The sequence below is a fragment of the Inhella gelatinilytica genome, from assembly GCF_016093295.1.
Classification (GTDB): Bacteria; Pseudomonadota; Gammaproteobacteria; order Burkholderiales; family Burkholderiaceae_C; genus Inhella; species Inhella gelatinilytica.
This window is the reverse complement of the sequence record NZ_JAEDAL010000004.1, coordinates 168,983-190,580: the sequence shown is the minus strand read 5'-3', so window position 1 is coordinate 190,580 and position 21,598 is coordinate 168,983. Positions and strand designations below refer to the sequence as shown.

General features: G+C 62.8%; 25 protein-coding genes and 1 pseudogene. 20 read left to right on the top strand and 6 right to left on the bottom strand.

All coding sequences use genetic code 11. From position 1 onward, the window contains the following. Position 1: 1 nt before the first annotated feature. The gene (locus tag I7X43_RS10505) at positions 2 to 778 is read right to left on the bottom strand and encodes a substrate-binding periplasmic protein (protein ID WP_198100882.1); all 777 of its coding nucleotides are present in this window, start codon (positions 776 to 778) and stop codon (positions 2 to 4) included. An 81-nt stretch (positions 779 to 859) separates the two neighbouring features. Between I7X43_RS10505 and I7X43_RS10500 the strand changes: the two genes are divergently transcribed. The 3 genes from I7X43_RS10500 to I7X43_RS10490 all read left to right on the top strand — a co-directional run bounded on the left by I7X43_RS10500 (position 860) and on the right by I7X43_RS10490 (position 4,550). Further along, positions 860 to 1,294, top strand: a complete 435-nt coding sequence (locus tag I7X43_RS10500; protein WP_198100881.1) for an HIT family protein — start codon at positions 860 to 862, stop codon at positions 1,292 to 1,294. A 162-nt stretch (positions 1,295 to 1,456) separates the two neighbouring features. Then, positions 1,457 to 3,484 carry a PKD domain-containing protein gene (locus I7X43_RS10495; protein ID WP_198100880.1) on the top strand — a complete coding sequence of 676 codons (2,028 nt, stop codon included), beginning with the start codon at positions 1,457 to 1,459 and terminating at the stop codon, positions 3,482 to 3,484. Positions 3,485 to 3,521: 37 nt separating this feature from the next. Then, positions 3,522 to 4,550, top strand: coding sequence for a 2-hydroxyacid dehydrogenase (locus tag I7X43_RS10490; protein ID WP_198100879.1), 1,029 nt, complete (start codon positions 3,522 to 3,524; stop codon positions 4,548 to 4,550). A 9-nt stretch (positions 4,551 to 4,559) separates the two neighbouring features. Here I7X43_RS10490 and dtd read toward each other — a convergent pair whose 3' ends face one another. Both dtd and I7X43_RS10480 read right to left on the bottom strand, forming a co-directional pair. After that, complete coding sequence (gene dtd / locus I7X43_RS10485) at positions 4,560 to 4,997, bottom strand: D-aminoacyl-tRNA deacylase (RefSeq protein WP_198100878.1); 438 nt, start codon at positions 4,995 to 4,997, stop codon at positions 4,560 to 4,562. After that, a complete protein-coding gene (locus I7X43_RS10480; protein ID WP_198100877.1) occupies positions 4,994 to 5,884 on the bottom strand; it encodes a cation diffusion facilitator family transporter in 891 nt (296 codons plus the stop codon). The genes dtd and I7X43_RS10480 overlap by 4 nt, the downstream gene beginning before the upstream one ends. A 135-nt stretch (positions 5,885 to 6,019) precedes the next feature. Here I7X43_RS10480 and I7X43_RS10475 point away from each other — a divergent pair, with 135 nt between their 5' ends. From I7X43_RS10475 to tatC, 10 genes and pseudogenes are all read left to right on the top strand, one after another. Beyond that, positions 6,020 to 6,721: a substrate-binding periplasmic protein gene (locus tag I7X43_RS10475; RefSeq protein WP_198100876.1), complete on the top strand. Its 702-nt coding sequence runs from the start codon at positions 6,020 to 6,022 to the stop codon at positions 6,719 to 6,721. A gap of 58 nt (positions 6,722 to 6,779) precedes the next feature. After that, positions 6,780 to 7,676: an acetylglutamate kinase gene (argB, locus tag I7X43_RS10470; protein WP_198100875.1), complete on the top strand. Its 897-nt coding sequence runs from the start codon at positions 6,780 to 6,782 to the stop codon at positions 7,674 to 7,676. A 21-nt stretch (positions 7,677 to 7,697) separates the two neighbouring features. Then, positions 7,698 to 8,579 (top strand): ATP-binding protein, encoded by an 882-nt coding sequence (locus I7X43_RS10465; protein ID WP_198100874.1) that lies wholly within the window; start codon positions 7,698 to 7,700, stop codon positions 8,577 to 8,579. Then, positions 8,554 to 9,021, top strand: a pseudogene (locus I7X43_RS16420) (NUDIX domain-containing protein); the annotation flags it as partial. The gene I7X43_RS10465 and the pseudogene I7X43_RS16420, both read left to right, overlap by 26 nt. After that, positions 9,022 to 9,435 (top strand): phosphoribosyl-AMP cyclohydrolase, encoded by a 414-nt coding sequence (gene hisI, locus I7X43_RS10460; RefSeq protein ID WP_246480352.1) that lies wholly within the window; start codon positions 9,022 to 9,024, stop codon positions 9,433 to 9,435. Then, the gene (locus tag I7X43_RS10455) at positions 9,432 to 9,767 is read left to right on the top strand and encodes a phosphoribosyl-ATP diphosphatase (RefSeq protein WP_198100873.1); all 336 of its coding nucleotides are present in this window, start codon (positions 9,432 to 9,434) and stop codon (positions 9,765 to 9,767) included. The genes hisI and I7X43_RS10455 overlap by 4 nt, the downstream gene beginning before the upstream one ends. A 12-nt stretch (positions 9,768 to 9,779) precedes the next feature. Beyond that, positions 9,780 to 10,127: a histidine triad nucleotide-binding protein gene (locus I7X43_RS10450; RefSeq protein WP_198100872.1), complete on the top strand. Its 348-nt coding sequence runs from the start codon at positions 9,780 to 9,782 to the stop codon at positions 10,125 to 10,127. Between the two features lie 63 nt (positions 10,128 to 10,190). Next, complete coding sequence (gene tatA, locus I7X43_RS10445) at positions 10,191 to 10,415, top strand: Sec-independent protein translocase subunit TatA (RefSeq protein ID WP_198100871.1); 225 nt, start codon at positions 10,191 to 10,193, stop codon at positions 10,413 to 10,415. 31 nt (positions 10,416 to 10,446) lie between these two features. Then, complete coding sequence (gene tatB, locus I7X43_RS10440; protein ID WP_198100870.1) at positions 10,447 to 10,896, top strand: Sec-independent protein translocase protein TatB; 450 nt, start codon at positions 10,447 to 10,449, stop codon at positions 10,894 to 10,896. Positions 10,897 to 10,929: 33 nt separating this feature from the next. Beyond that, on the top strand, positions 10,930 to 11,712 hold the full coding sequence (gene tatC, locus I7X43_RS10435) for a twin-arginine translocase subunit TatC (RefSeq protein WP_198100869.1): 783 nt from the start codon (positions 10,930 to 10,932) through the stop codon (positions 11,710 to 11,712). On the opposite strand, the gene I7X43_RS10430 is transcribed toward tatC, so the two are convergent. Continuing rightward, the gene (locus tag I7X43_RS10430; RefSeq protein ID WP_246480334.1) at positions 11,703 to 12,773 is read right to left on the bottom strand and encodes a S1C family serine protease; all 1,071 of its coding nucleotides are present in this window, start codon (positions 12,771 to 12,773) and stop codon (positions 11,703 to 11,705) included. The two genes, tatC and I7X43_RS10430, sit on opposite strands and share 10 nt — an antisense overlap. On the opposite strand from I7X43_RS10430, the gene I7X43_RS10425 reads away from it, so the two are divergent. Together I7X43_RS10425 and pdxA are read left to right on the top strand one after the other, a co-directional pair. After that, positions 12,772 to 13,521, top strand: coding sequence for a Nif3-like dinuclear metal center hexameric protein (locus I7X43_RS10425; protein WP_198100868.1), 750 nt, complete (start codon positions 12,772 to 12,774; stop codon positions 13,519 to 13,521). The genes I7X43_RS10430 and I7X43_RS10425 overlap by 2 nt on opposite strands. Further along, a complete protein-coding gene (gene pdxA / locus I7X43_RS10420; RefSeq protein WP_198100867.1) occupies positions 13,502 to 14,527 on the top strand; it encodes a 4-hydroxythreonine-4-phosphate dehydrogenase PdxA in 1,026 nt (341 codons plus the stop codon). Before I7X43_RS10425 ends, pdxA begins: the two co-directional genes overlap by 20 nt. On the opposite strand, the gene I7X43_RS10415 is transcribed toward pdxA, so the two are convergent. Continuing rightward, positions 14,514 to 16,814 (bottom strand): DUF1631 family protein, encoded by a 2,301-nt coding sequence (locus tag I7X43_RS10415; RefSeq protein ID WP_198100866.1) that lies wholly within the window; start codon positions 16,812 to 16,814, stop codon positions 14,514 to 14,516. The genes pdxA and I7X43_RS10415 overlap by 14 nt on opposite strands. Before the next feature lie 64 nt (positions 16,815 to 16,878). Continuing rightward, a complete protein-coding gene (mscL, locus tag I7X43_RS10410) occupies positions 16,879 to 17,301 on the bottom strand; it encodes a large conductance mechanosensitive channel protein MscL (RefSeq protein WP_198100865.1) in 423 nt (140 codons plus the stop codon). A 232-nt stretch (positions 17,302 to 17,533) separates the two neighbouring features. Here mscL and petA point away from each other — a divergent pair, with 232 nt between their 5' ends. From petA to I7X43_RS10385, 5 genes are all read left to right on the top strand, one after another. Beyond that, positions 17,534 to 18,124 carry a ubiquinol-cytochrome c reductase iron-sulfur subunit gene (gene petA / locus I7X43_RS10405; RefSeq protein ID WP_375140393.1) on the top strand — a complete coding sequence of 197 codons (591 nt, stop codon included), beginning with the start codon at positions 17,534 to 17,536 and terminating at the stop codon, positions 18,122 to 18,124. A gap of 9 nt (positions 18,125 to 18,133) precedes the next feature. Beyond that, positions 18,134 to 19,591: a cytochrome b gene (locus I7X43_RS10400; RefSeq protein ID WP_198100863.1), complete on the top strand. Its 1,458-nt coding sequence runs from the start codon at positions 18,134 to 18,136 to the stop codon at positions 19,589 to 19,591. 20 nt (positions 19,592 to 19,611) lie between these two features. Beyond that, positions 19,612 to 20,370, top strand: coding sequence for a cytochrome c1 (locus tag I7X43_RS10395; protein WP_198100862.1), 759 nt, complete (start codon positions 19,612 to 19,614; stop codon positions 20,368 to 20,370). A gap of 87 nt (positions 20,371 to 20,457) precedes the next feature. After that, positions 20,458 to 21,075: a glutathione S-transferase N-terminal domain-containing protein gene (locus I7X43_RS10390; protein ID WP_198100861.1), complete on the top strand. Its 618-nt coding sequence runs from the start codon at positions 20,458 to 20,460 to the stop codon at positions 21,073 to 21,075. Continuing rightward, a complete protein-coding gene (locus I7X43_RS10385) occupies positions 21,072 to 21,566 on the top strand; it encodes a ClpXP protease specificity-enhancing factor (RefSeq protein ID WP_246480333.1) in 495 nt (164 codons plus the stop codon). Before I7X43_RS10390 ends, I7X43_RS10385 begins: the two co-directional genes overlap by 4 nt. Positions 21,567 to 21,598 lie beyond the last annotated feature (32 nt).

Below are 21,598 nucleotides of genomic sequence, written 5' to 3'. Positions count from 1 at the left end.
CTCAGGGGCGCAGGCCGTATCGCAGCAACAGCGTTTGTAAGCTGCCTTCGCGCTGCATGGCCTGCAGCGCCTGGTCGTACCGATGCACGAATTCGGCGCTCACACTGCGTCGGCTAAAGGCCGAGCCGGCCCCATCGTTGGAGACCGCCAAGTCGGTAGCGACCACTTGGTCCGTCAGACCCAAAAGCTGCAGCTCATATACAGCCGTGGCCTCGTCGGCGATCAGCCCGTCGATTCGGCCACGAGCCAACATTTGCCACAGGCCCATGCGACTCGCACCAAACTGGATCTTGGCTGCGAGCGCAGGTTTTTGAAGCAGCGCTTGATAAGGCTCACCGTATACGACCCCGATTTGTGCGCCCAAGCGGAAAGAGCCTGAAACCAACGCTTCCAAATCTCGTATTTGCGTGGCGGGAGACCAAGCCGCCTTGCGTGCGAAGAGCAAATTTCGAGATTGCATCAACAGCACAGTTGAGAAATGCGCAAAGGCCTCGCGGTCGGGGCGCTGGAAAGCGCCCGGCAAGATGTCGAGCCGGCCGGCCTCCAACTCGGTCAAAGCGCGGGCAAAGGGCATGTCCACCAGGGCCATGCGACAACCCAACCGTTGCAACACCGCCCGGGCCAGCTCCACTTGCAGGCCCGTGATCTCGCCGTCGGCCCCCCGGTAGCTGTAGGGGGGGTCGTTGTGCCACCGAACCGATTTGACGCAAGCCAGCGCGCTGCCGCCCCCCATCAGGGCCCAAAGCGCGAGGGCTCCCAGCCAGTGCCTGATTACCATGGGTGCTGACGTTAGCTTGAATCGGGCACGCTGCATCACCTTCAAATTGGGGGCTTGGGTGTCCGAAACCGAAGAGGAAGCATGAACCCACATTGCGTGTTGTGCCGGGAAGAGGGCGGAGTCTTGGTGCACCAGGACGCGCTGCTGCGCATCGTCCGGGTCACCGACACGCCGGCGCATCCGGCGTTTTATCGGGTGATCCTGAATCGCCATGTGGCGGAGTTCAGCCAGTTGCCGCCGGACGAGCGTCGGCGGGTGATGGAGGCCGTGGTGGCAGTGGAGCAGGCCCTGCTGGCCCACCTGCAGCCCATCAAAATCAATCTGGCCAGCCTGGGCAATGTGGTGCCGCACCTGCACTGGCATGTCATTGCTCGCGCTGAAGACGATGCGCAGTTTCCGGCCCCCATTTGGGCCAACCCCGTGCGGGAGCGTGCGGAGTCCGCTTTGCAGCGTTGGCACGCAGCGTTACCGGGCATTGATCGAGCCGTGCTGGCTGCGCTGGCACCCGCCGGTTGAGCGAACTCTGAGACCACCGCGCGGCGGACGAACGGGCTGCTTCGGAATCGGGGCCGACGCGACGAGCACCAGGTTTGTCACCCTTGCTTGCACTTTTGCAGGGAAAGTTGCAGGCCAAGCCTGCAGCATCGCAACTCTTACGGGTTGGGTGCGAGGTGGGCGATGAAACGGTTTGGCGTCAAGGTGATGGGGGGGCTGGTGCTCGCGCTGGTCATACAGGGGGCCACAGCGCAGCCAGGGGGAACCGCGGCGCGTAAGCTTCACCCGGCGCGCGCAGCCTTTCCGAGCTTGCAACTGCCGGCTGTGGTTCAGGGCCAATCGGCCATCGAGGCCCTGGGGGCCCGTCTGCCTGAGGTCGCGACTTGGTATGGGCAATCGCCCGAGGAATTCGCGGCGCTCTTGCGGCGTGATAACCGGCTGCGACTGGACCGCCAGGGGCGGCTGTTCGCTGTGGACACCCTCGAAACCCCATTGGCGGCTTTGCCGGATGACCAAAAGACTTTGCACGACGGCACGCTCTTGCCGCTGGAGCAAACGTTCCTTCTGCACAGCCGACCGGGGGCGCAGCGCACCATCTACTTGAATTTCAAAGGGGCGACGCTGGTGGGCACCGCCTGGAATGGCAGCGCCAGCAGCATCACGGCATTGCCCTACGACCTCGATGGCTTGCCCTACAGCTTCAACTCCACCGAGTTGCAGCGCATCCAGGGCATCTGGCAGCGGGTTGCGGAGGATTACGCCCCCTTTGATGTCAACGTCACCACCGAAGCCCCGCCAGCTGAGGCCTTGAGCCGATCGAGCGGCACAGACTCGACCTTTGGAACCACCGTGCTGATTACCCACTCGAACGGGGTCTACAGCTGCAGTTGCGGCGGGGTGGCGTATCTGGGCGTTTTTGACGACACCACAGAGGTCTACAAGCCTGCCTTGGTTTTTTACAACCAGTTGGGCAGTGGCAACGAGAAGTACGTGGCGGAAGCGATTTCCCACGAAGCGGGGCACAACTTGGGTTTGCAGCACGATGGCTATGCGGGCGGTGGCTATTACGGGGGCCACGGAACTGGCACCACGGGGTGGGCTCCAATCATGGGGGTTGGGTATGCGAAGTCTCTGGTTCAGTGGAGCAAAGGGGAGTACAGCACCGCCACGAACCTGCAAGACGATTTCAAGGTGGCCGAGTCCTATGGGGCGCCCCTTCGTGCAGATGACCACGGCAATGTTCTTGGCACAGCCACGATGCTCACCGGGGTCAACAGTGGCGGTGTGGCGACCTGGAATGAAACGGGCGTCATTGAACGAGCAGGGGACGTGGATGTTTTTCGCTTCAATGCCGGGGCAGGGCAAGTCACGCTGGTGCTCCAACCCGTCGTTCGGTCGGCCAACCTGGATGCATTGATCGAAGTGCGAGATGCGGGCGGCGCGCTGCTGGCGCAAGCCTCCCCCCTGGAGACCCTCAATGCCAGTCTGACCCTTACCGTGCCCGGAGGCACCTACTTTGTTCTGGTGACCGGTACCGGCAAGGGCGACCCGGGGGTCGACGGTTACTCGGCCTACGGCAGCGTAGGGCGATACCGCTTGACGGTCAGCGCGCCAGTCGCCGGTGGGCAGGCGCCACTGGCTGTGGCGAGTGCCACCCCTGTTCGTGGCACAGCACCGCTGACCGTCAGTTTCTCGGGGGCAGGGTCCAGTGATCCGGATGGCCAGGTGGTCGCGTGGGACTGGAATTATGGCGACGGTCAAACGGCCAGCGGCGTCTCGACCGCTTACACCTACACCTCACCGGGCAGCTACGCCGCTCAGCTGCGCGTGACCGACAACAGCGGCCTCTCGTCGGTTCAGGCGGTCACGATTCAAGTCGATCCGGCGGTATCTGTCGTCGCGATGGGGGTGGCGGACATTGCCATGAGCGCCGTCACCAGTGGCAAAGACCGCTGGCGCGCGCAGGCGGCTATCAAAGTGGTGGATGCGCAGGGGCGAAACGTGGCCGGGGCGAGCGTCTCGGTGCGTTGGGGGGGCTTGGTTTCCGGCACCGCAACGGCTACGACCGGCAGCACGGGGGTCGCGCTCGTCCAGTCCGGCACCACCCGCTCGGCGGGCAGCATCTCCGTCACCGTCACCGGCGTGCAACTCAGCGGCTATCAGTACGACGCCGCACGCAATGTCGAAGGCTCGGACGTCATCAGCCGTTGATTGGAGAGGCCTCGCCCACTCAGGGTAGGCTTGAGCCATGAGCTCTGCCTACCCGCATCAGTTCGACGAGCGCGCACCCTTCCGTGTGGCCTTCTTCAGCACCAAGCGCTACGACCGAACCAGCTTTTCGGGGGCCCTGACTGCCCTGAAATCACCTGTTGTCTTCGAATTCTTAGAAGCCCGGCTGGAGGTTCACAGTGCGTCCGCCGCGGCGGGCTGTCACGCGGTTTGCGCGTTTGTGAACGATGACCTGAGCGCAGCGGTGTTGGAGCAGTTGGCGGCGCAAGGGGTTCGCTTGGTGCTGCTGCGGTGTGCGGGCTTTAATCATGTGGATTTGGACGCCGCACGTCGACTGGGCCTGCGGGTGGCGCGGGTGCCCGAGTACTCTCCCCACGCGGTGGCGGAGCACACCTTGGCGCTGCTGTTGACCCTGATCCGGAAAACGCACCGGGCGCATGCCCGCGTACGAGAGGGCAACTTTGAGCTGGATGGATTGCTGGGCTTTGATTTGTTTGGCAAGACCGTGGGCGTGGTGGGAACCGGACGCATCGGACGGTGTGTGGTGAACCTTTTCAAGGGCTTGGGCTGCGACGTTGTGGCCCATGACCCGATGCCCGATCCAGGCTTGGGGGTCCGCTATGTGACCCTGGGCGAACTGCTGTCGTCCTCCCGGGTCGTGTTGTTGCAATGCCCCTTGACCGCCCAGACCCACCATCTGGTGAACGCCCAGAGCTTGGCCCGCCTGCAGCGTGGAACCATCCTCGTGAATACCTCCCGTGGCGCGGTGGTGGACACGCCGGCCGCGATCGCTGCGCTCAAGTCGGGTCAGTTGGGCGGGTTGGCGATCGACGTGTATGAAGAAGAAGCGGAGCTTTTCTTTGACGACCATTCCGGCGAAGTCATTGCCGACGATGTGTTTGCCCGGTTGACGACTTTTCCCAACGTGCTGATCACGGCGCATCAGGCGTTTTTTACGGAGGAGGCCTTGAGTGCCATTGCCCAAACCACGCTGGCCAATGCCGAGGCGTTCGCGGTGCGGGGCGAGCCGCTCCATGCTGTGGCGTGAGCGGCTGTCCTAAAGATTCAACGGGATGGTGACCGGCCCATCGTTGATCAGCTGCACCTGCATATCGGCCGCAAAGACGCCAGCGGCCACTTGAGGGTGGCGGCTGCGCGCTTGCTCAATCAAGTCCAAGTACAGCGTTCGAGCCTGATCCGGTGGGGCAGCACTGGAAAAGCTGGGCCGATTCCCGCCGGAACAGTCAGCGGCCAGCGTGAACTGCGACACCAGCAGCAAGCCGCCTTGGGTGTCCGTCAGGCTGCGGTTCATCTTGCCCGCGTCGTCTGAAAAGATGCGCAGCTTCAACACCTTGTTGAGCCACCGGTTCGCCGTCTCGGGCGTGTCGTGCGGCTCGGCGCACACCAGCGCCAACAAGCCGGGCCCTATGGCTCCGACCACGGCCCCGTCGACGGTGACTTGGGCTGTCTTCACGCGCTGCAACACCGATTTCATGGGGGGCTTTCCGTCTCAAAAAAGTGAGCCTCGGCGTTCGCTGGCAGCAGTTGGATGCTGGCCCGCAACCCCGGCACCGCTTGCATCAGCGCTTGCTCAACGGCGCGGCGCTCGGCAGCTGCCCGCTCCAGGCTCCAGTCAGGGGGCATGTGCATGTGCAGATCCACGTACCGGCGGCTGCCGGCTCTGCGGGTGTGCAGGTGATCAAATCGGACGTCAGGACTTGAAAAGGCTTTTAGCGTGCGCGTCAGGGCGTCCATCCATTGGGGTTCCAGCGCCCGGTCCATCAAGCCATCGACTGCCGCGCGAACCAAGGCGTAGCCTTCGCGCCCGATGTTGAGGGCCATCAGCAAGGCCGCCGCCGCGTCCAGCCACAGCCAGCCCGTCCAGTGCACCCCCAACAACCCCACCACGACACCCGCTGAGGTCCACACGTCGGTCATCAAATGACGCGCATCCGCTTCCAGGGCCATGGAATGGTGCTGGCGTGCCGCACGGAGCATGAAGTAGGCCAGGCCGCCATTGAGCGCCGAACTGACCAGTGCCAGGCCCAACCCCAGACTCAATTCGGCCAAAGGCTGCGGGTGCCACAAGCGATTCAACGCAGCCCAGGCAATCCCGCCCGCAGCGCCCAAGATCAGCAGTCCTTCAAAGCCGCCGCTGAAGTATTCAGCCTTGTGGTGACCAAACGGGTGGTCTTCATCCGGCGGTTGCGCGGCCAGCGTAACCATCCACAGCGCAAACGTGGCGCCGGCCAAATTCACCACGGATTCCAGCGCGTCGGAGAGCAAGGCCACGGAATCGGTGAGCCACCAGGCGCCCGCTTTCATGGCAATGGTGGCCAGGGCCACGGCGATGGAGAGGTGCAGGTAGCGGGCGGCGTGCATGGGGCCATTGTCTCGGGTAGAGTCAGTTCATCCTTTTTAACGAGGGCGATCTAGGTGATGCGCGCGGTGTGGGTTGGGCTTGGCGGTGTGGTGATGTCCGGGGTGGTTTGGGCTGCCCCCGAGGTCCGCATTTGCATGACCGACGTCTCACATGCACCATGGCGCCTTGCTGACCCCGATGGTCGCGTGCGGGATCGCGGGCTGGACTTCGACTTGATTCGAGCCGTGGCCGCACGCAGCGGCTGGACTGTGCGCGTCGAAACCAGGCCCGGAAAGCGGTGTCTGGCGGAGTTGGAGGCCGGCTATGTTGATGCCACGGTCGGTTTGAGCTACACACCTGAGCGCGAGCGTTTTTTGCGATACCCCATGGCGGGTACGGGCGTCGATGCTCAGTTAGCGTTGCGTACCGATCGCTATCGCCTCTATCGCTTGCCTCGCACCCCTGTGCGTTGGGACGGTGTCCGGCTCGAACTGCCCGCGGGGTCCAAAGTGGGGGTCACGATTGGGCATGCCGTAGCGGCTCAGCTGAGGCAACTCAAGGCGGACGTGGACGAACGGGCTCGGACGACCGAGATGGCGCTGCGCATGGTGGCCGCTGGTGAAATTGCCGCGGCGGCTGCCCATCAGGGCGAGGCCGACGCCCTGATCGCCACGCGCCCCGACCTCAAGGGACTGGAGCGCTTGCCTGTGCCGTTGGAGCAGCGGGCTTACTTCGTGGTGTTTTCCAAGAAATTTGCACAAGCTCACGAGGCGGCGCTGCCGACCTTGTGGGGCCACTTCCGCGAGGCGAGCAAGACGGCGGCCTATCAGCGAGCCGTGCAAGAGCTTTCGCGCTGAGCGCAGGTCCGGCTCCCTAGAATGGGGCGAACCCTGTTTTTGTGTAGGAGCCTTTGCTTTGCAAGCCCCCGACGTCACCCACATTGCGCCGCGTGAAAAGGCGGAGATCCTCAGTCAAGCCCTGCCGTACATCCAGCGCTTTCATGGCAAGACCATCGTTGTGAAATACGGGGGCAATGCCATGACCGACCCGGCCCTGCAGCAGGATTTTGCCGAGGATGTGGTGCTGCTCAAGTTGGTGGGCCTAAACCCGGTGGTGGTGCATGGTGGGGGGCCGCAAATTGAGAACGCCCTGAAACGCTTGGGAAAGCAGGGCACCTTCATTCAAGGCATGCGCGTGACGGACGCCGAAACCATGGGCATCGTGGAGTGGGTGTTGGCGGGCGAGGTGCAGCAGGAAATTGTGGGGTTGATCAACAAGGCGGGTGGCAAAGCCGTGGGTCTGACGGGCAAGGATGGCGCCATGATCCGTGCCAGGAAGCTCAAGATGGTCGACAGCAAGGACCCGTCTATCGAGCACGATGTTGGCCAGGTGGGGGATATCGAGTCCATCGACCCCAGCGTGGTCAAGGCGCTTCAGGACGATGCGTTCATTCCCGTCATCTCGCCACTGGGCTTCGGCCAAGAAAACGAGAGCTACAACATCAATGCGGATGTGGTGGCGGGCAAACTGGCCGAGGTGCTCAAGGCCGAAAAGCTGGTCATGCTGACCAATACGCCGGGCGTGCTCGACAAGGAGGGCAAATTGCTCACCGATTTGTCTGCCCGCCAAATCGACGCCATGTTTGCCGATGGCACCCTCAGCGGGGGCATGCTGCCCAAGATCGCGTCGGCGCTGGATGCGGCGCGGGCCGGTGTTCGGGCCGTCCACATCATTGACGGCCGCGTGCCGCATGCGCTGCTGCTGGAGGTGCTGAGTGATCAGGCTTACGGCACCATGATCCGCAGCCACTGAGCGACCGCCGCGGTGAATGCGATGGATTCCAATGTCGGGGGGGATGTGACCTCTCCAACGGACTTGTTGGCTCGCTGCGTGGCCCTGCTGGAGCGGCTGGATGCACGTTATCAAGGAGGGGTGGTGCAGCCCGATTGGCAAGGGGCACGGGCGTGGCGGTTGCGGCGCCAAGGCCTCAGTGTGCACTTGCACCCGGTGCGGCAGTTGAGTGCGCAGCGGTTTGAGACCTTGCTGGAGATTGACGCCCAGAAGGCGCGGTTCCAACGCAACCTCGCGGCCTTTGTCGAGGGGCGGCCTGCCAATCACGTGCTGCTTTCGGGGGCGCGCGGATGCGGCAAGAGTTCGCTGGTCAAAGCCGCGCTGAATGCGTGGCCCGACCTGCGATTGATCGAAATTGACAAAGCGGATTTGGGTGAACTGCCAGTCTTGAGCGAAGTGCTGGCGACCCGTCCTGAAAAATTCCTGCTGTTCTGCGATGACCTGAGTTTTGAGGCCGGCGAGAGCGGGTACAAGGCGTTGAAGTCCGTTTTGGATGGCACCGTGGCAGCGGGCGGTGACAACTTGCTCTTGGTGGCCACCAGCAACCGGCGCCATTTGATGCCCGAGCAATTCAAAGACAACCTGGAGACGCGAGGCCGCGGGCCGGACGGCGAGATTCACCCGGGCGAATCCGTCGAAGAAAAGATTTCACTGTCAGAGCGATTCGGGCTGTGGATCAGTTTTTATCCGTTTAGCCAAGAGGAATACCTTCGTTTGTGTGAGCTCTGGCTGATGGAGCATGGGCTTCAGCCCACAGAGGCGCTGCGCGCTCAAGCTCGGGTTTGGGCTTTGGAACGCGGCTCTCGCAGTGGTCGCGTGGCCCATCAGTTCGCACGCGATGTGGCGGGGCGCAACGATGCTTGAAAACGCGGCAACCGACCGATTGGCCGTCGATGTGGCCGTGGGGGTGCTTTTGCAACGCGACGCCCAGGGGCGCGAAGTGGCCTTTCTGCTGACGTCGCGGCCACCGGGCAAGGTGTACCCGGGGCACTGGGAGTTCCCGGGCGGCAAATTCGAGCCCGGCGAGGATGCCGAGACCGCGCTGCGTCGCGAGTTGCATGAGGAGCTGGGCATCACCATTGGGCCTGCCCAGCCCTGGCGTGTCGAGGAAATGGACTACCCCCACGCCCGCGTACGGCTGCATTTCATGAAGTGCTTCGACTGGACGGGTGAGTTGCACATGCGGGAAGGGCAGCGTATGGCTTGGCAGACGTTGCCGACCACCGTTTGGCCAGTGCTCCCGGGCACCGTGCCGGTGCTCCGTTGGTTTGCCCACGAGTGGCAACATGCCGGTGAAACGCATGCTCTGGCGCCACCGTCACCGCCCTCCTGGTTGGATGACGTGGCCTGGGACGAGCGGGGGCTGGCCCCGGCCATCGCGCAAGAAGCGGGCAGCAAGGACGTGCTGATGGTGGCCTGGATGAATCGCGAGGCCTTGCTCCAAACCTGGGCACGAGGTCAGGCGGTGTACTGGAGCCGCAGTCGCCAGCGCCTGTGGCACAAAGGCGAAGAGTCCGGCCATGTGCAAACGGTGCAGGACATTCGGCTGGACTGCGATCGGGATGTGATTCTGCTGACGGTGCGTCAGGAGGGGCAGCCCAGCGGCCCGGGTGTGGCCTGCCACACCGGGCGCCATTCGTGTTTTTTCCGCCAACTGGATGGTGACGGCTGGGCCACCGTGGAGCCTGTGCTGGTGGATCCGGAGAGGGTATACAAATGAACGACCACGTCCTGGCGCAGTTGGCCGATACCATCGAAGCGCGTCGCCAGTCGGGGGACCCGGCCACCAGCTACGTGGCCAAGCTCAAGGCCAAGGGCTTGGATGCCATGCTCAAAAAAGTGGGCGAAGAGGCGACTGAATTTGTTCTGGCCGCCAAGGATCGAAACGCCATGCAGGTGACCTACGAGGCCGCCGACCTGTGGTTTCACAGCTTGATGGCCTTGGCCGAAGTTGGCGTTCGGCCCGAGCAGGTACTGGGCGAGTTGGCGCGTCGGGAGGGACTTTCGGGGTTGGCCGAATTTGCGTCTCGACCTGCAGACCCAAAAATTTGAAAGGAACTCAACGTGTCGCATGACCCTCATTGCATTTTTTGCAAGATCGTGGCGGGTCAAATCCCGTCGCGCAAGGCTTACGAAGATGACGAGTTGCTGGCCTTTCATGACATTCAGCCCAGCGCACCCGTTCACCTGTTGATCGTCCCCAAAGTGCATTTGCCCAGTTTGGCCGAGGCGCGCCCGGAGCACCAAGGGCTTCTGGGCCGCATGATGGTGCTGGCGCCTGAATTGATGCGCGAGGCGGGGGTGACCGGGGGTTTCCGGGCCCAGATCAATACCGGGGCAGACGGGGGTCAAGAGGTCATGCACCTGCACCTGCACGTCATGGGCGGCCCCCGGCCCTGGCGTAAAGGCTGATCTACATCACGGGCGTATGCGCCGGGCAGCCTAGAATCGAAATCTCATCTTCTGGAGTTAAGAATGGGCGGTTTGAGCATTTGGCACTGGCTGATCGTGCTGCTGGTGGTCGTGCTGGTGTTTGGCACGAAGAAGCTCAAGAACGTGGGCTCTGACCTGGGCTCTGCGGTCAAGGGGTTCAAGGATGGCATGCGCGATGGCGCTGCGCCGGCCGACCCGCAAGCCCGTGTGGGTCAAGATCCCAACACGGTGGACGTGCAAGCCACGGAAAAGAAAACCCACTCCTGATCGAGCACACGCTCAACTGAACTGAATCCGCATGCTCGACCTGGGTCTGGACAAACTGGCATTGGTCGGCGTGGTGGCCTTGATCGTCATCGGCCCCGAGAAGCTGCCCAAAGTGGCCCGGACCGTGGGCCACATGATGGGCAAGGCCCGCCGCTACGTGGCCGACGTCAAAGCGGAGGTGAATCGGTCGATTGAGCTCGAAGAGCTCAAGAAGGCCCAGGCCCAGTTTCGAGAAGCCGCCTCTGAAGTCTCCGGCTCGCTGAACGAGGTTTCAGAGGGCCTGAACGAAGTGCAGACCAGCTTCGAAGAGGCCTGGAAGGCGCCTGCGTTGGATGGCCAGTGGTCCCCCAATCCCCAATCGGTTCGCAAGAATTGGCGGGTGCGCCGCATGCGAACCCCGATGTGGTTCAAGGAACGCACGGGGGTTCGACGGCATGTGCAATCTGGCGCAGCGCGGGTGGCGCGGCATCGCCCCAAGTAAAGGAGGCGCCGGGTGCTCGGCGCTCAAACCAACGTGAACGCAAGCTCTCCCCCGCCGGAAGACGAACTGGCCGGAACCGAACAGCCCTTTGTCGAGCATCTGGTCGAATTGCGGGACCGCATCGTGCGGGCGCTGCTGGCGGTGATGCTGATGTTTGGGGTGTTGTGTGTTTGGCCGTCGCCGGGTGGGCTGTATGACCTGCTGGCGCTGCCCATGAGTCAAGCCTTGCCCGGAGGGGCCAAGCTGATTGCCACGGGTACGTTTGCGCCCTTCATGGTGCCCCTCAAGATTACGCTGATGGGCGGTTTTCTTCTGGCCCTGCCCTTTGTGCTGTACCAAGTCTGGGCGTTCGTCGCGCCTGGTCTTTATTCGCACGAGAAGCGTTTCATCCTGCCCTTGGTGGTCTCCAGCACGCTGCTCTTCTTTGTCGGCGTGGCTTTTTGCTACTACCTCGTGCTGCCGGCGATGAGCAAGTTCATCGTTGCGTTTGCCCCCGCATCGATCCAAGTGGCGCCCGATATCGAACAGTATTTCGGCACTGTGTTGACCCTCTTCATGGTGTTTGGCATTGCCTTTGAGGTGCCTGTTGCCGTGGTGGTCCTGGCGGCGCTCGGTGTGGTGTCGGTCGAGAAACTTCGTGAATGGCGCGGTTACTTTGCGGTTGGCGCCATCATCGTGGCCGCCATCGTGACACCGCCCGATGTGATCTCGCAGATCTCGCTCTTTGTTCCCATGGTGGTGCTCTATGAGGTGGGCATTTGGGCGGCCGTGATGGTGCGGCGCGAGCCCCAGAGCGAAGACGACCCTCAGTCTTGAACGGGGGGCGGCGTGGTGCCAGGCCGGGGCCGTTGGCCCACTGCGACTTCCACGGTGAGGGCTTGGCCGTTGCGCCGGAGCGTGATCGGCGCTCGCTGCCCGGGTCGCAGCTCAGCGACGACATCCAGCAGGTGCTCCGGGCTCCGAATGGAAGTGCCCCCCACTGACTCGATCACATCCCCGGTGTGAAGTTGGATTTGAGCGGCCGGGGAGTCGGGAATCACGACACTCACCAGCACGCCGCCGTGGGCCGGCAGTTTGAGTACCCGGGCCAAATCGGGCGTGAACGCGCGGGTTTGCACCCCGAGCCATCCCCGCTGGACGTAGCCCTGGGTTTGCAGGGCTTGCACCACCTGTTGCGCTAACTCAGCGGGGATGGCAAAGCCTAGGCCAATGCTCCCGCCGTCGCGGGAGTAAATGGCGCTGGGAATGCCCACCACGAGCCCTTGGCTGTTGACCAGGGCGCCCCCTGAATTGCCGGGGTTGATGGCGGCATCGGTTTGAATGAAATTCTCAAACACATTGATCCCCAGCGCTTTGCGCTGCAGGGCGCTCACGATGCCTGCGGTCACCGTTTGACCGACGCCAAAGGGATTGCCGATGGCCAGCAGTGGCTCTCCCACCACCAGTTGCTGGGAGGAACCCCAGCGGGCGACGGGGAGGGCGCGCAGATCGGTGCGCAGCACGGCAAGGTCGGTCTCGGGGTCGGAGCCGGTGACCTGGGCGGTGCCTTCTCGTCCATCTGGAAGCTGAACGCGCACCTGCGAAGCCTCTGCAACCACGTGGTGATTGGTCACGATCCAACCGTCGGCGTGCACGATGACGCCAGAGCCGGTGGGGCTGGCCGCACCGCCCGGCTCGTCGTCGGTGCGAATGGCCACGACGGCCGGGGCCACCTGTGCTGCGGCTTGGACCAAGCTGCGCTCCGGCGGGCTCTGGCCCGTCGCTGGCCGGGGATGAAGGGTGTTGACTGCCTGCAAGGCCAGAGCCAGCCCCAGACCGAGGGTGCAGGCCTGGGCGAAAATCAGCCAGAGCTTTTTCAACAAGGATGGGCCCTTCATGGTTGAACGCGCGGAGTTGGAGCGCTACCTCGGTGACGCGCTGGCGGTAGGGCAGTTTAAGGACTATGGGCCCAATGGCTTGCAGGTCGAAGGCCGCCCCCAAGTTCGCAAGCTGATGGTGGGTGTTACCGCCAGTCGTCAGGTGATTGAGGCGGCGGTGACTTGGGGCGCCGATGCCCTCTTGGTCCATCACGGACTGTTCTGGCGCGGTCAAGACGGGCGCGTCGTAGGCTGGTTGCGCGAACGATTGCGCCTGCTGCTGGCCCACGACATCAATCTGCTGGCCTACCACCTGCCGCTGGATGCTCACGCCCAGTGGGGCAATAACGCCACCTTGGGCGAAAAATTGGGTTGGCAGGCCGATGCGCGGTTTGGTGAACAAAACCTCGGATTTCTGGGGTCGATCGAATCCCCTGTAGACGCAGAGACGTTGACCGGCCACGTGCAGGCCACGTTGGGGCGTCCCGTGCACTTGCTGCCCGGAGATGGCAGGCTCATTCGTCGCGTGGCGTGGTGTACCGGGGGTGCCCAAGGGTACTTCGAATCGGCAGTGGCTTCGGGCGCAGACGTGTTCGTGACCGGTGAGATGAGTGAGCCTCAGTTCCATTTGGCGCGGGAAACCGGTGTGGCCTTTTTGGCGGCCGGCCACCACGCCACTGAACGTGGGGGTGTCCAAGCCCTGGGCAAGCATTTGGCCGAGCAATTTGATTTGGATTGCCGTTTTCACGATGAAGCCAATCCCGCGTGAGGAGTCGTCGGTGAAGGCCGACCGGCCCCTGTTGCTGACTCAGGGCGACGCGGCCGGCATCGGCCCTGAAGTCATCGCACAGGCCTGGGCACGGGTGCCTGAGCCTGCGGCGGTGGTGGTGGGAGATCCCCAAGTGATGCGCAGGGCACTGGCGCAGTGCCGGCTGCAGCGTCCCGTTCAAGTGCTCGAGACGATCAGTGAACCCAGGCTGCCGGGGGCGATGGCCGTGTGGGCCCCTCCGGGCTTACCGGCAACGCTTCTGCAGGGATCGCAAGGTCTCGTTCGAGCCGATTGCGGTCTGGCCGCAGCGCGCTGCATTGAGGCGGCTGTCGGGGCGATTCAGAGTGGTGCGGCGCGTGGTTTAGTCACTGCGCCCGTCCACAAAGAGGCCCTCCATGCGGCGGGTGTGCCTTTTCCCGGTCATACGGAAATGTTGCAACACCTGGCGGGCGTTCCGGCCGTTCGCATGATGTTGGTGAACGACGAGCTGCGCGTGGCCTTGGTCACCGTCCATGTTTCGTTGCGAAAGGCCCTTGATTTGATCGATGGCCCCACGATTTTGGAAACCGTTCGGCAGGTGCACGCCATGCTGGTGGGGCCGCTGGGAATCGCCGCACCCAGAATTGCCGTGGCGGGCCTCAATCCCCATGCAGGCGAGGGCGGGTTGTTTGGTGATGAGGAAGTGACCACCATAGGGCCAGCGGTTCAGCAGGCCCAAAGTGAAGGGCTCCAGGTCCATGGGCCCTATGCGCCGGACACGGTGTTCATGCGGGCGCGGCGCGGTGAGTTTGACGCGGTGGTGGCGATGACACACGACCATGGCCTCATCCCAATCAAATATCTGGGGCTCGATGCCGGCGTGAACCTGACCCTGGGCTTGCCTTTTGTACGCACCAGCCCCGACCACGGAACCGCCTTTGACCGGGTGGGGCGAGGTACGGCGGATCCGTCCAGTTTTTTGGCGGCCTGGCAGCTGGGCCAGCGATTGACGATCAGTGCCGGCTGACTTGCGGCATCAGGGCCGCCAGCTGTTGGCGCGCGCGCGCGGTCGCCCGCTCAAGCAAGAAGGCGTTCTCCACCGACCGGAAGCGCTCGTTGGCGCAAAGGCGGCGCAACATGCGCGCCGTCATCGTCAGGGTCTTGGGGTGATGGTCCCCTTCCGTAAAGATGAAGAAACTGCGCTGATCGCTGATGTGCGTGAGTTTGACCTTGTGCCAGTCTTTGCCCGTGTGAATGCGGTACGCGCAGCCGATCTGCAGGTGATCAAACAGCGCTGCGCCGTGCGTGGGTTCTGGTGATTCGGGTTCAGGCAGACCGGCGATGGCGAGGTCCACAGTCTGTACCGGGGTGTCCGGCTCGGCGCTGAGGTCAATGTCGACTTGACCGTCCCACGGGACCTGGGCCTCCGTGAGCAAGCCCATCTGGGCTGCCTCGGCGGGGTTGAAGGCCTCTTCGAGATTGATGTCCAGCGACGTTGTGGCCCGCAACGCCTCTTGTTCGTCCGGCACGGCCAGCCCGAACGCCGCCTCGATCCGCTTGACCAGCAAATTGTGGTCGAGTGGTGACAGTGCCGGCGTCTTGAGGGCCTCGGCATGCACGGGCATCAAATCCGCAAACAACTGCTTGCGTGTGGACTCCGGGCAGCCAATGGAGTCCAGCCCCAATTGCACCCCGCGGACCAACAGCGGCAGCTGGGAGAGGAAGTCCTTCCGGGCGGGCGATCCGCCCTTGGGGAGGACGGAAACCGCCAAATCGCGCCCCTGGCGCCGGGCCATGAGCGCCTGCGGTTCACCCTGCCCCGAGGCGGTCACGATGACCGCCCCCCAGTCTTTGCAGAGGAACTGCTTCAGAAAGCCGGGCAGGGGCAAGTCCTGCAGGGCCCGATCCAACTGTTTCTCGTACTGCAGCCGTTGGCGAGCTTGGAGTTCTTTTTCCTCCAGCTTGCGCGCCGCTTCTTGTCCTGCAGCGCTCAGGGCTTGCTTTGCCTGCTCGGTGACAAATTGGTCGAGCTGGTCCAGCTGTTTGTCGTAGGTTTCGAGTCGCTCGAAATCGCCACCCGCGATTTCTTCGACCAACTCGGAAACCCGCTTCAAGAAGCTGAGGCCGGGATCTTGCGTGAAGTCCTCGAAGGAGCACGCCAAGGACGCCAGTCGGTTGATGAATCGTCGAACCGGGTGGTTGCGCTTGGCAAAGAAGCTGGTGTCCCCCAGTGCCGCTCGCAGCACGGGGAGTTGCAAGCGCCCGAGCAGGCGGGCCATTTGCGGGGGCACGCGAGAGTCCGCCAAGATGGCGTCAAACAGGGTCGCCACGACGTCGATCACCATGTGATCAAGTGGCGCCGTGGCGGTCTGACGCAGCTCTTCGCGGTGCAGCTGAATCAGGTTGCTCGGCATGGCCAAGCCCGCAGTCGGATCGGCCAGCGTGCTGAAGCTCACGGCGGGCGCTGCGCCGTGCAAGCGGCGCAACAGGTTCATCACGACGGGTTCAACATGCCCCAGTCCGCCCAAAGCGCCAATGGGCGCTGGGTAACCGCCGGGAGGCTGCGTGCCGGGGGCGCCGTGACCGCCGGGGGCGCTGGACAGCCCGTCCGGGCCGCTGTTGCTGAAAGGGGGCGCGGGCTCGGGCGCTGCTCCTGCCGCGCCACCCCGACTGCCGCCTTCGGTGGTAATGGCCCGCAGATCTTGGGCGCGCAGGCCTTTTTGGCGGAACCAAGCGGCAAGGTCTGCGTAGCAAGACTTCATTTGCCCGGACAGGGTCCGGGTCAACTCCTCGCTCAGGGTTTGACGCAGATTGGGTTGATCCGTGACGTCGTCCACAGCATGGATCAGGGCGCGCGCGACCAATCCGGGCCGCACCGGATTGCGGTCCGGGCCGGCTTCCGGGTCGCCCAGCAGATCGCTGACGAACGACTCGACGGCCCGCAACTCCCACTCGCAACTGTGGCCCAAAGCCTTGCCTATGCGGTCGGCGGCGACCAGGGCGTCCACCGCGGCGTCGTCGACCAAACTCAGTTCGCCCCACCCGCTGCTCCGGGCTGGCACTGCGCCGACGGCCTTGCCCAGCCCGTCCTTTTCCCACTCGGAAAGCAAGGAGCGCTGAAACTGATCGATCAAGACGCTTTGCTGCTGGCGCAACAGTGCTTGCGTGAGCAAGAGTTCGTCCCGACGCGCCGACTTCAGCGCGGAACCGGCCAATTGACCGGCGGTTTCTTGGGTTTGCGACAGGGCCTGATCAAAGGCCTGGCAGAGGCGCTGAAGCGCCGCCTGCAAGTGGGGGTTGCTGAGAGCCGACATGGAACAAACTGAGCCCGGAAGAAACACTGGGGCGAAGGGCCCCATCATGCCCGAAGGCCGGTGCTTAACGTTTCAAACTGTCACGAATCTCCCGCAGGAGTTGAATGTCTTCCGGCGGGGCAGCCGGCGCTTGCGGGGCGGCCGGCGTTTGCTCGGCGCGTTTGAGCCGATTGATCTGCTTGATCATCATGAAGATGACGAAGGCCAAGATGATGAAGTTCAGCATCACGGTCAGAAAGCTGCCGTAGGCCAGGACCGCCCCCGCTTTCTTGGCCTCCACCAAAGTGGTTGCGGCTTGGCCTGCCAACGGGATGAAGTAGTTGTCGAAATTCAGGCCGCCCACCACCATGCCGACGAGCGGCATGATCACGTCGCCGACCAAGGAGTCAACAATCTTGCCGAAAGCACCGCCGATGATCACGCCCACGGCCAAGTCGATGACATTGCCCTTGACGGCAAATTCTCTGAACTCCGAAAGAAATCCCATGCTGGTGTCTCCAGGTAAAACGTCGATTCTCGATGCCTTGGATGGGTGCAGGGGGTTGGCGGAATCCCGGGGCCCGATTCCTGGGGCTTGACCCTGCCGCTAGAATCCGCGCCGCTTTGCAAGCGCATTTGACTTTTCGCAAAGCGCTTGGTTTCAAAAGAAGTCCGGACCTGTGGCGCCTAGGTGCTGTGGAAACGGGCAACAGAATCAAAAAACCCGCCAGAGGATGCTCATGAGCGAAGTGGACAACAGCAAGCGCACGTGGATGATGGCCACGGGATGCGCGGGCGCAGTGGGCGGGGTGGCGGTGGCCGTCCCGTTTGTGAAGACCTTTAGCCCCTCCGAGCGGGCGTTGGCGGCTGGTGCGGCGGTCGAAGTCGACATTGGCGGCATGAAACCGGGCGAGAAGCTCACGGTGGAATGGCGGGGTAAGCCGGTGTGGATCGTGCGCCGCACGCCCGAGCAGCTTGAGGCGCTGAAGAAGACGACCCCCCAGGTGGCCGACCCTGAAAGCAAGCGCACGGCCTACCCGACGCCGGAATACGCCAAGAACGAGCACCGTTCCATCAAGCCGGAATATTTCGTGGCGGTGGGTATTTGCTCGCATCTGGGCTGTTCGCCCTCGGACAAGTTCCAGACCGGCGCGCAGCCGTCGCTGCCGGACGATTGGACCGGGGGTTTCCTGTGCCCCTGCCACGGCTCGACGTTTGACTTGGCTGGCCGCGTGTTCAAGAACAAGCCGGCGCCGGATAACCTCGAGGTGCCTCCGCACATGTACCTGTCCGACACCAAGCTGTTGATCGGCGAAGACAAAAAGGCATAAGGACCGACCATGGCTGAATTCAAGGAAGCGCCGGCGGGCGCCTCGATGGGCGTGAAGACCATGACCTGGCTGGAGAACCGGTTCCCCACCGCGTTCGACGCCTACAAGGTCCACATGTCCGAGTACTACGCACCGAAGAACTTCAACTGGTGGTACATCTTCGGCTCGCTGGCCCTCTTGGTGCTGGTGATCCAGATCGTCACCGGCATCTTCCTGGTGATGCACTACAAGCCCGATGCGAACCTGGCGTTTGCTTCGGTCGAGTACATCATGCGCGACGTGCCCTGGGGTTGGCTGGTGCGCTACATGCATTCCACCGGTGCCTCGGCCTTCTTCGTCGTGGTGTACCTGCACATGTACCGCGGCCTGATCTACGGCAGCTACCGCCAACCGCGGGAATTGGTGTGGATTTTCGGCTGCGCCATCTTCCTGTGTCTGATGGCTGAAGCCTTCATGGGCTATTTGCTCCCCTGGGGGCAGATGAGCTATTGGGGCGCCCAGGTGATCATCAACCTCTTCTCTGCCATTCCGTTTGTGGGGGAAGAGCTGTCGATCATGATTCGCGGCGACTTTGTCGTGGGCGATGCCACGCTGAACCGCTTCTTCAGCTTCCATGTGATCGCCGTGCCGTTGGTGTTGCTCGGCTTGGTGGTTGCCCACTTGTTGGCGCTGCACGACGTGGGCTCCAACAACCCCGACGGTGTGGAAATCAAGAAGCACAAGGATGCGCAAGGTCGCCCGCTGGATGGCGTGCCCTTCCACCCCTACTACACGGTGCATGACATCTACGGCGTCTCGCTGTTCCTGATGGTGTTCTGCGCGATCGTGTTCTTCGCTCCGGAATTGGGCGGATATTTCTTGGAGTACAACAACTTCATCCCGGCGGACCCGCTGAAGACCCCGGCCCATATCGCGCCGGTTTGGTACTTCACGCCGTTCTATTCCATGCTGCGTGCCACGACGTCGGACTTCATGCCGTTTATGTGGCTGTTCTTCGTTGTCGTTGGTGTGGTGTCGGTTCGTCGTTCGGCCTTGCCGGCGGCTGTGCGTGTGGGCTATTGGGGGCTGATGGCAGCGCTCCTGTTCCTGTTCGACGTCCATGGCGTGGTGTTGGGCTGGATGGGCGTGGAACTGCCTCAGTGGGCCCATGGTTTTGATGCCAAATTCTGGGGTGTGGTGGTCATGGGGGGCACGGTGGTGATCCTGGCGTTCCTGCCCTGGCTGGACAAGTCGCCGGTCAAATCCATTCGCTACCGCCCGAGCTGGAACAACTACCTGTACGGTGTTTTCGTGGTGGTGTTCGGCATCCTCGGGTACCTGGGCGTGCAACCGCCCAGCACGATCGGCACCTTGGTGTCGCAAGTCGGCACCCTGTTCTACTTGGGTTTCTTCTTGCTGATGCCCTGGTGGAGCGTCAAGGGTGAGTTCAAAACCCCGCCCGATCGCGTGACCTTTCACGCCCATTGATCTACCGGAGACGAACAACCATGAAAAAAATCATCGCCTCCCTGTTGACCGCCTTGAGCCTGAGTGCATTTGCGTCGGGTGGTGGCGTGGCCTGGGATCGGTTTCCGACGGAAAAGATGAGTGACTTGGCGTCGCTGCAAAACGGCGCCAAGATCTTCGCCAACTACTGTTTGAACTGCCACAGCGCGGCCTTCCACCGCTACAACCGCCTGCAGGAAATCGGCCTCTCGAAAGAGCAGATCAAGGACAACCTGATGTTCACCACCGACAAGGTGGGGGAGCAGATGAAGGCAGCGATTGACGCGAAGGAGGCCAAGGCGTGGTTTGGCGCCACGCCGCCGGACCTGACGCTGGTGGCCCGGTCGCGCGCCGATGGCAGCAAGGGCACCGGGGCCGATTACCTCTACACGCTGTGGCGCAGCTACTACCGCGACGAGACCAAGGCCACGGGCTGGGATAATTTGGTATTCCCCTCGATCGGCATGCCCCATGTTTTGTGGGAGCTGCAAGGCGAGCGCAAGCCGATGTTTGAAGAGCGCATGTCGCACGGAAAGCCCGAGCATGTGTTCAGTGGCAAGTGGGAAGTGGTCAAGGCGGGCAAGCTCTCCGCTCAGGAATATGACAACGCCGTGGGTGATCTGGTTGCTTACCTGACCTGGATGGCGGAACCGCAAGCCAAGCAGCGCTTCAACCTGGGCGTGGGCGTGATGCTGTTCCTGCTGGTGTTTTCTGTCTTCGCCTGGCGCTTGAATGCCGCCTATTGGAAGGATGTGAAGTAAGCCCCACGGCTGCTTCACCTGCGCAGTGCTGGCCCCATTGCCTGCACTGCGCTTTTGTTTTTTGACTGACTACGGGAGTCCACTCTCATGATGGTTCTCTACTCGGGCACGACCTGCCCCTATTCGCACCGCTGCCGCTTCGTTCTGTTCGAAAAAGGCATGGACTTTGAGATCCGCGATGTGGATTTGTTTGCCAAGCCGGAAGACATCGCTTTGATGAATCCGTACAACGACGTGCCCATCTTGGTGGAGCGCGACCTGATCCTGTACGAGAGCAACATCATCAACGAGTACATCGACGAGCGGTTCCCGCACCCGCAACTGATGCCCGGGGACCCGCTGGCGCGCGCGCGCGTGCGACTGTTCCTTCTGAATTTCGAGAAGGAGCTGTTTGCCTACGTGAACATCCTTGAAAACCGCAGCGGGGGCCCGAAGCCCACGGACAAGCTGCTCGAAAAGGCGCGCAGCCAGATTCGCGACCGTCTGACTCAGCTCGCGCCGATCTTCCTGAAGAACAAGTTCATGCTCGGGGATGACTTCTCGATGCTGGATGTGGCCATTGCGCCTTTGCTGTGGCGTCTGGATTACTACGGCATTGACATGAGCAAAAACGCGGCGCCGCTGTTGAAGTACGCCGAGCGCATCTTCTCTCGCCCGGCGTACATCGAAGCGCTGACGCCGTCGGAAAAGGTAATGCGCCGTTGAGCACTCTCGACGACCCCATCCTGCCGTCAACGCGGCCCTACCTGGTTCGTGCGTTGCACGCGTGGTGCACGGACCATGGTTTTACGCCGTACTTGCAGGTTCAAGTGGTGCGCGGTGTGCAGGTGCCGATGGAGTTTGTCCAGGATGGCGTCATTACGCTCAATGTGAGCTATGACGCGACACAAGGTTTGCGGCTGGATGACGAAGCCGTGACCTTCAAGGCGCGGTTTGGTGGCGTGGTTCGTGAGGTCATGGCCCCCATGAGCGCGGTGTTGGCCATCTACGCCCGCGAGAATGGCCAGGGCATGGCCTTTGCCCCCATCGAAACCGAAGATCTGGCCAGTGACCTGCCGCAGCAGGACGCGGAGGGCGCCGAGCCCGAACCGTCCCCTGCTTTGCGGTTGGCGCCGGTGCCCACAAGTTCTGGTGATAATCCGCCCCCCGAACCTTCACCCACCGGCCCGCGGCCGGCGCTCAAAAGGGTGAAGTGATTGATGCGGGTCGTGCTGTGAGGCGCGACCTG

What these genes read in the sequence shown, in the direction of transcription:
- I7X43_RS10505 (WP_198100882.1), bottom strand. Translation starts at nt 778, where the DNA reads ATGGTAATCAGGCACTGGCTGGGAGCCCTCGCGCTTTGGGCCCTGATG.
- I7X43_RS10500 (WP_198100881.1), top strand. Translation starts at nt 860, where the DNA reads ATGAACCCACATTGCGTGTTGTGCCGGGAAGAGGGCGGAGTCTTGGTG.
- I7X43_RS10495 (WP_198100880.1), top strand. Translation starts at nt 1,457, where the DNA reads ATGAAACGGTTTGGCGTCAAGGTGATGGGGGGGCTGGTGCTCGCGCTG.
- I7X43_RS10490 (WP_198100879.1), top strand. Translation starts at nt 3,522, where the DNA reads ATGAGCTCTGCCTACCCGCATCAGTTCGACGAGCGCGCACCCTTCCGT.
- dtd (WP_198100878.1), bottom strand. Translation starts at nt 4,997, where the DNA reads ATGAAATCGGTGTTGCAGCGCGTGAAGACAGCCCAAGTCACCGTCGAC.
- I7X43_RS10480 (WP_198100877.1), bottom strand. Translation starts at nt 5,884, where the DNA reads ATGCACGCCGCCCGCTACCTGCACCTCTCCATCGCCGTGGCCCTGGCC.
- I7X43_RS10475 (WP_198100876.1), top strand. Translation starts at nt 6,020, where the DNA reads ATGACCGACGTCTCACATGCACCATGGCGCCTTGCTGACCCCGATGGT.
- I7X43_RS10465 (WP_198100874.1), top strand. Translation starts at nt 7,698, where the DNA reads ATGGATTCCAATGTCGGGGGGGATGTGACCTCTCCAACGGACTTGTTG.
- I7X43_RS10455 (WP_198100873.1), top strand. Translation starts at nt 9,432, where the DNA reads ATGAACGACCACGTCCTGGCGCAGTTGGCCGATACCATCGAAGCGCGT.
- tatA (WP_198100871.1), top strand. Translation starts at nt 10,191, where the DNA reads ATGGGCGGTTTGAGCATTTGGCACTGGCTGATCGTGCTGCTGGTGGTC.
- tatB (WP_198100870.1), top strand. Translation starts at nt 10,447, where the DNA reads ATGCTCGACCTGGGTCTGGACAAACTGGCATTGGTCGGCGTGGTGGCC.
- I7X43_RS10425 (WP_198100868.1), top strand. Translation starts at nt 12,772, where the DNA reads ATGGTTGAACGCGCGGAGTTGGAGCGCTACCTCGGTGACGCGCTGGCG.
- I7X43_RS10430 (WP_246480334.1), bottom strand. Translation starts at nt 12,773, where the DNA reads ATGAAGGGCCCATCCTTGTTGAAAAAGCTCTGGCTGATTTTCGCCCAG.
- pdxA (WP_198100867.1), top strand. Translation starts at nt 13,502, where the DNA reads ATGAAGCCAATCCCGCGTGAGGAGTCGTCGGTGAAGGCCGACCGGCCC.
- I7X43_RS10415 (WP_198100866.1), bottom strand. Translation starts at nt 16,814, where the DNA reads ATGTCGGCTCTCAGCAACCCCCACTTGCAGGCGGCGCTTCAGCGCCTC.
- mscL (WP_198100865.1), bottom strand. Translation starts at nt 17,301, where the DNA reads ATGGGATTTCTTTCGGAGTTCAGAGAATTTGCCGTCAAGGGCAATGTC.
- petA (WP_375140393.1), top strand. Translation starts at nt 17,534, where the DNA reads ATGAGCGAAGTGGACAACAGCAAGCGCACGTGGATGATGGCCACGGGA.
- I7X43_RS10400 (WP_198100863.1), top strand. Translation starts at nt 18,134, where the DNA reads ATGGCTGAATTCAAGGAAGCGCCGGCGGGCGCCTCGATGGGCGTGAAG.
- I7X43_RS10395 (WP_198100862.1), top strand. Translation starts at nt 19,612, where the DNA reads ATGAAAAAAATCATCGCCTCCCTGTTGACCGCCTTGAGCCTGAGTGCA.
- I7X43_RS10390 (WP_198100861.1), top strand. Translation starts at nt 20,458, where the DNA reads ATGATGGTTCTCTACTCGGGCACGACCTGCCCCTATTCGCACCGCTGC.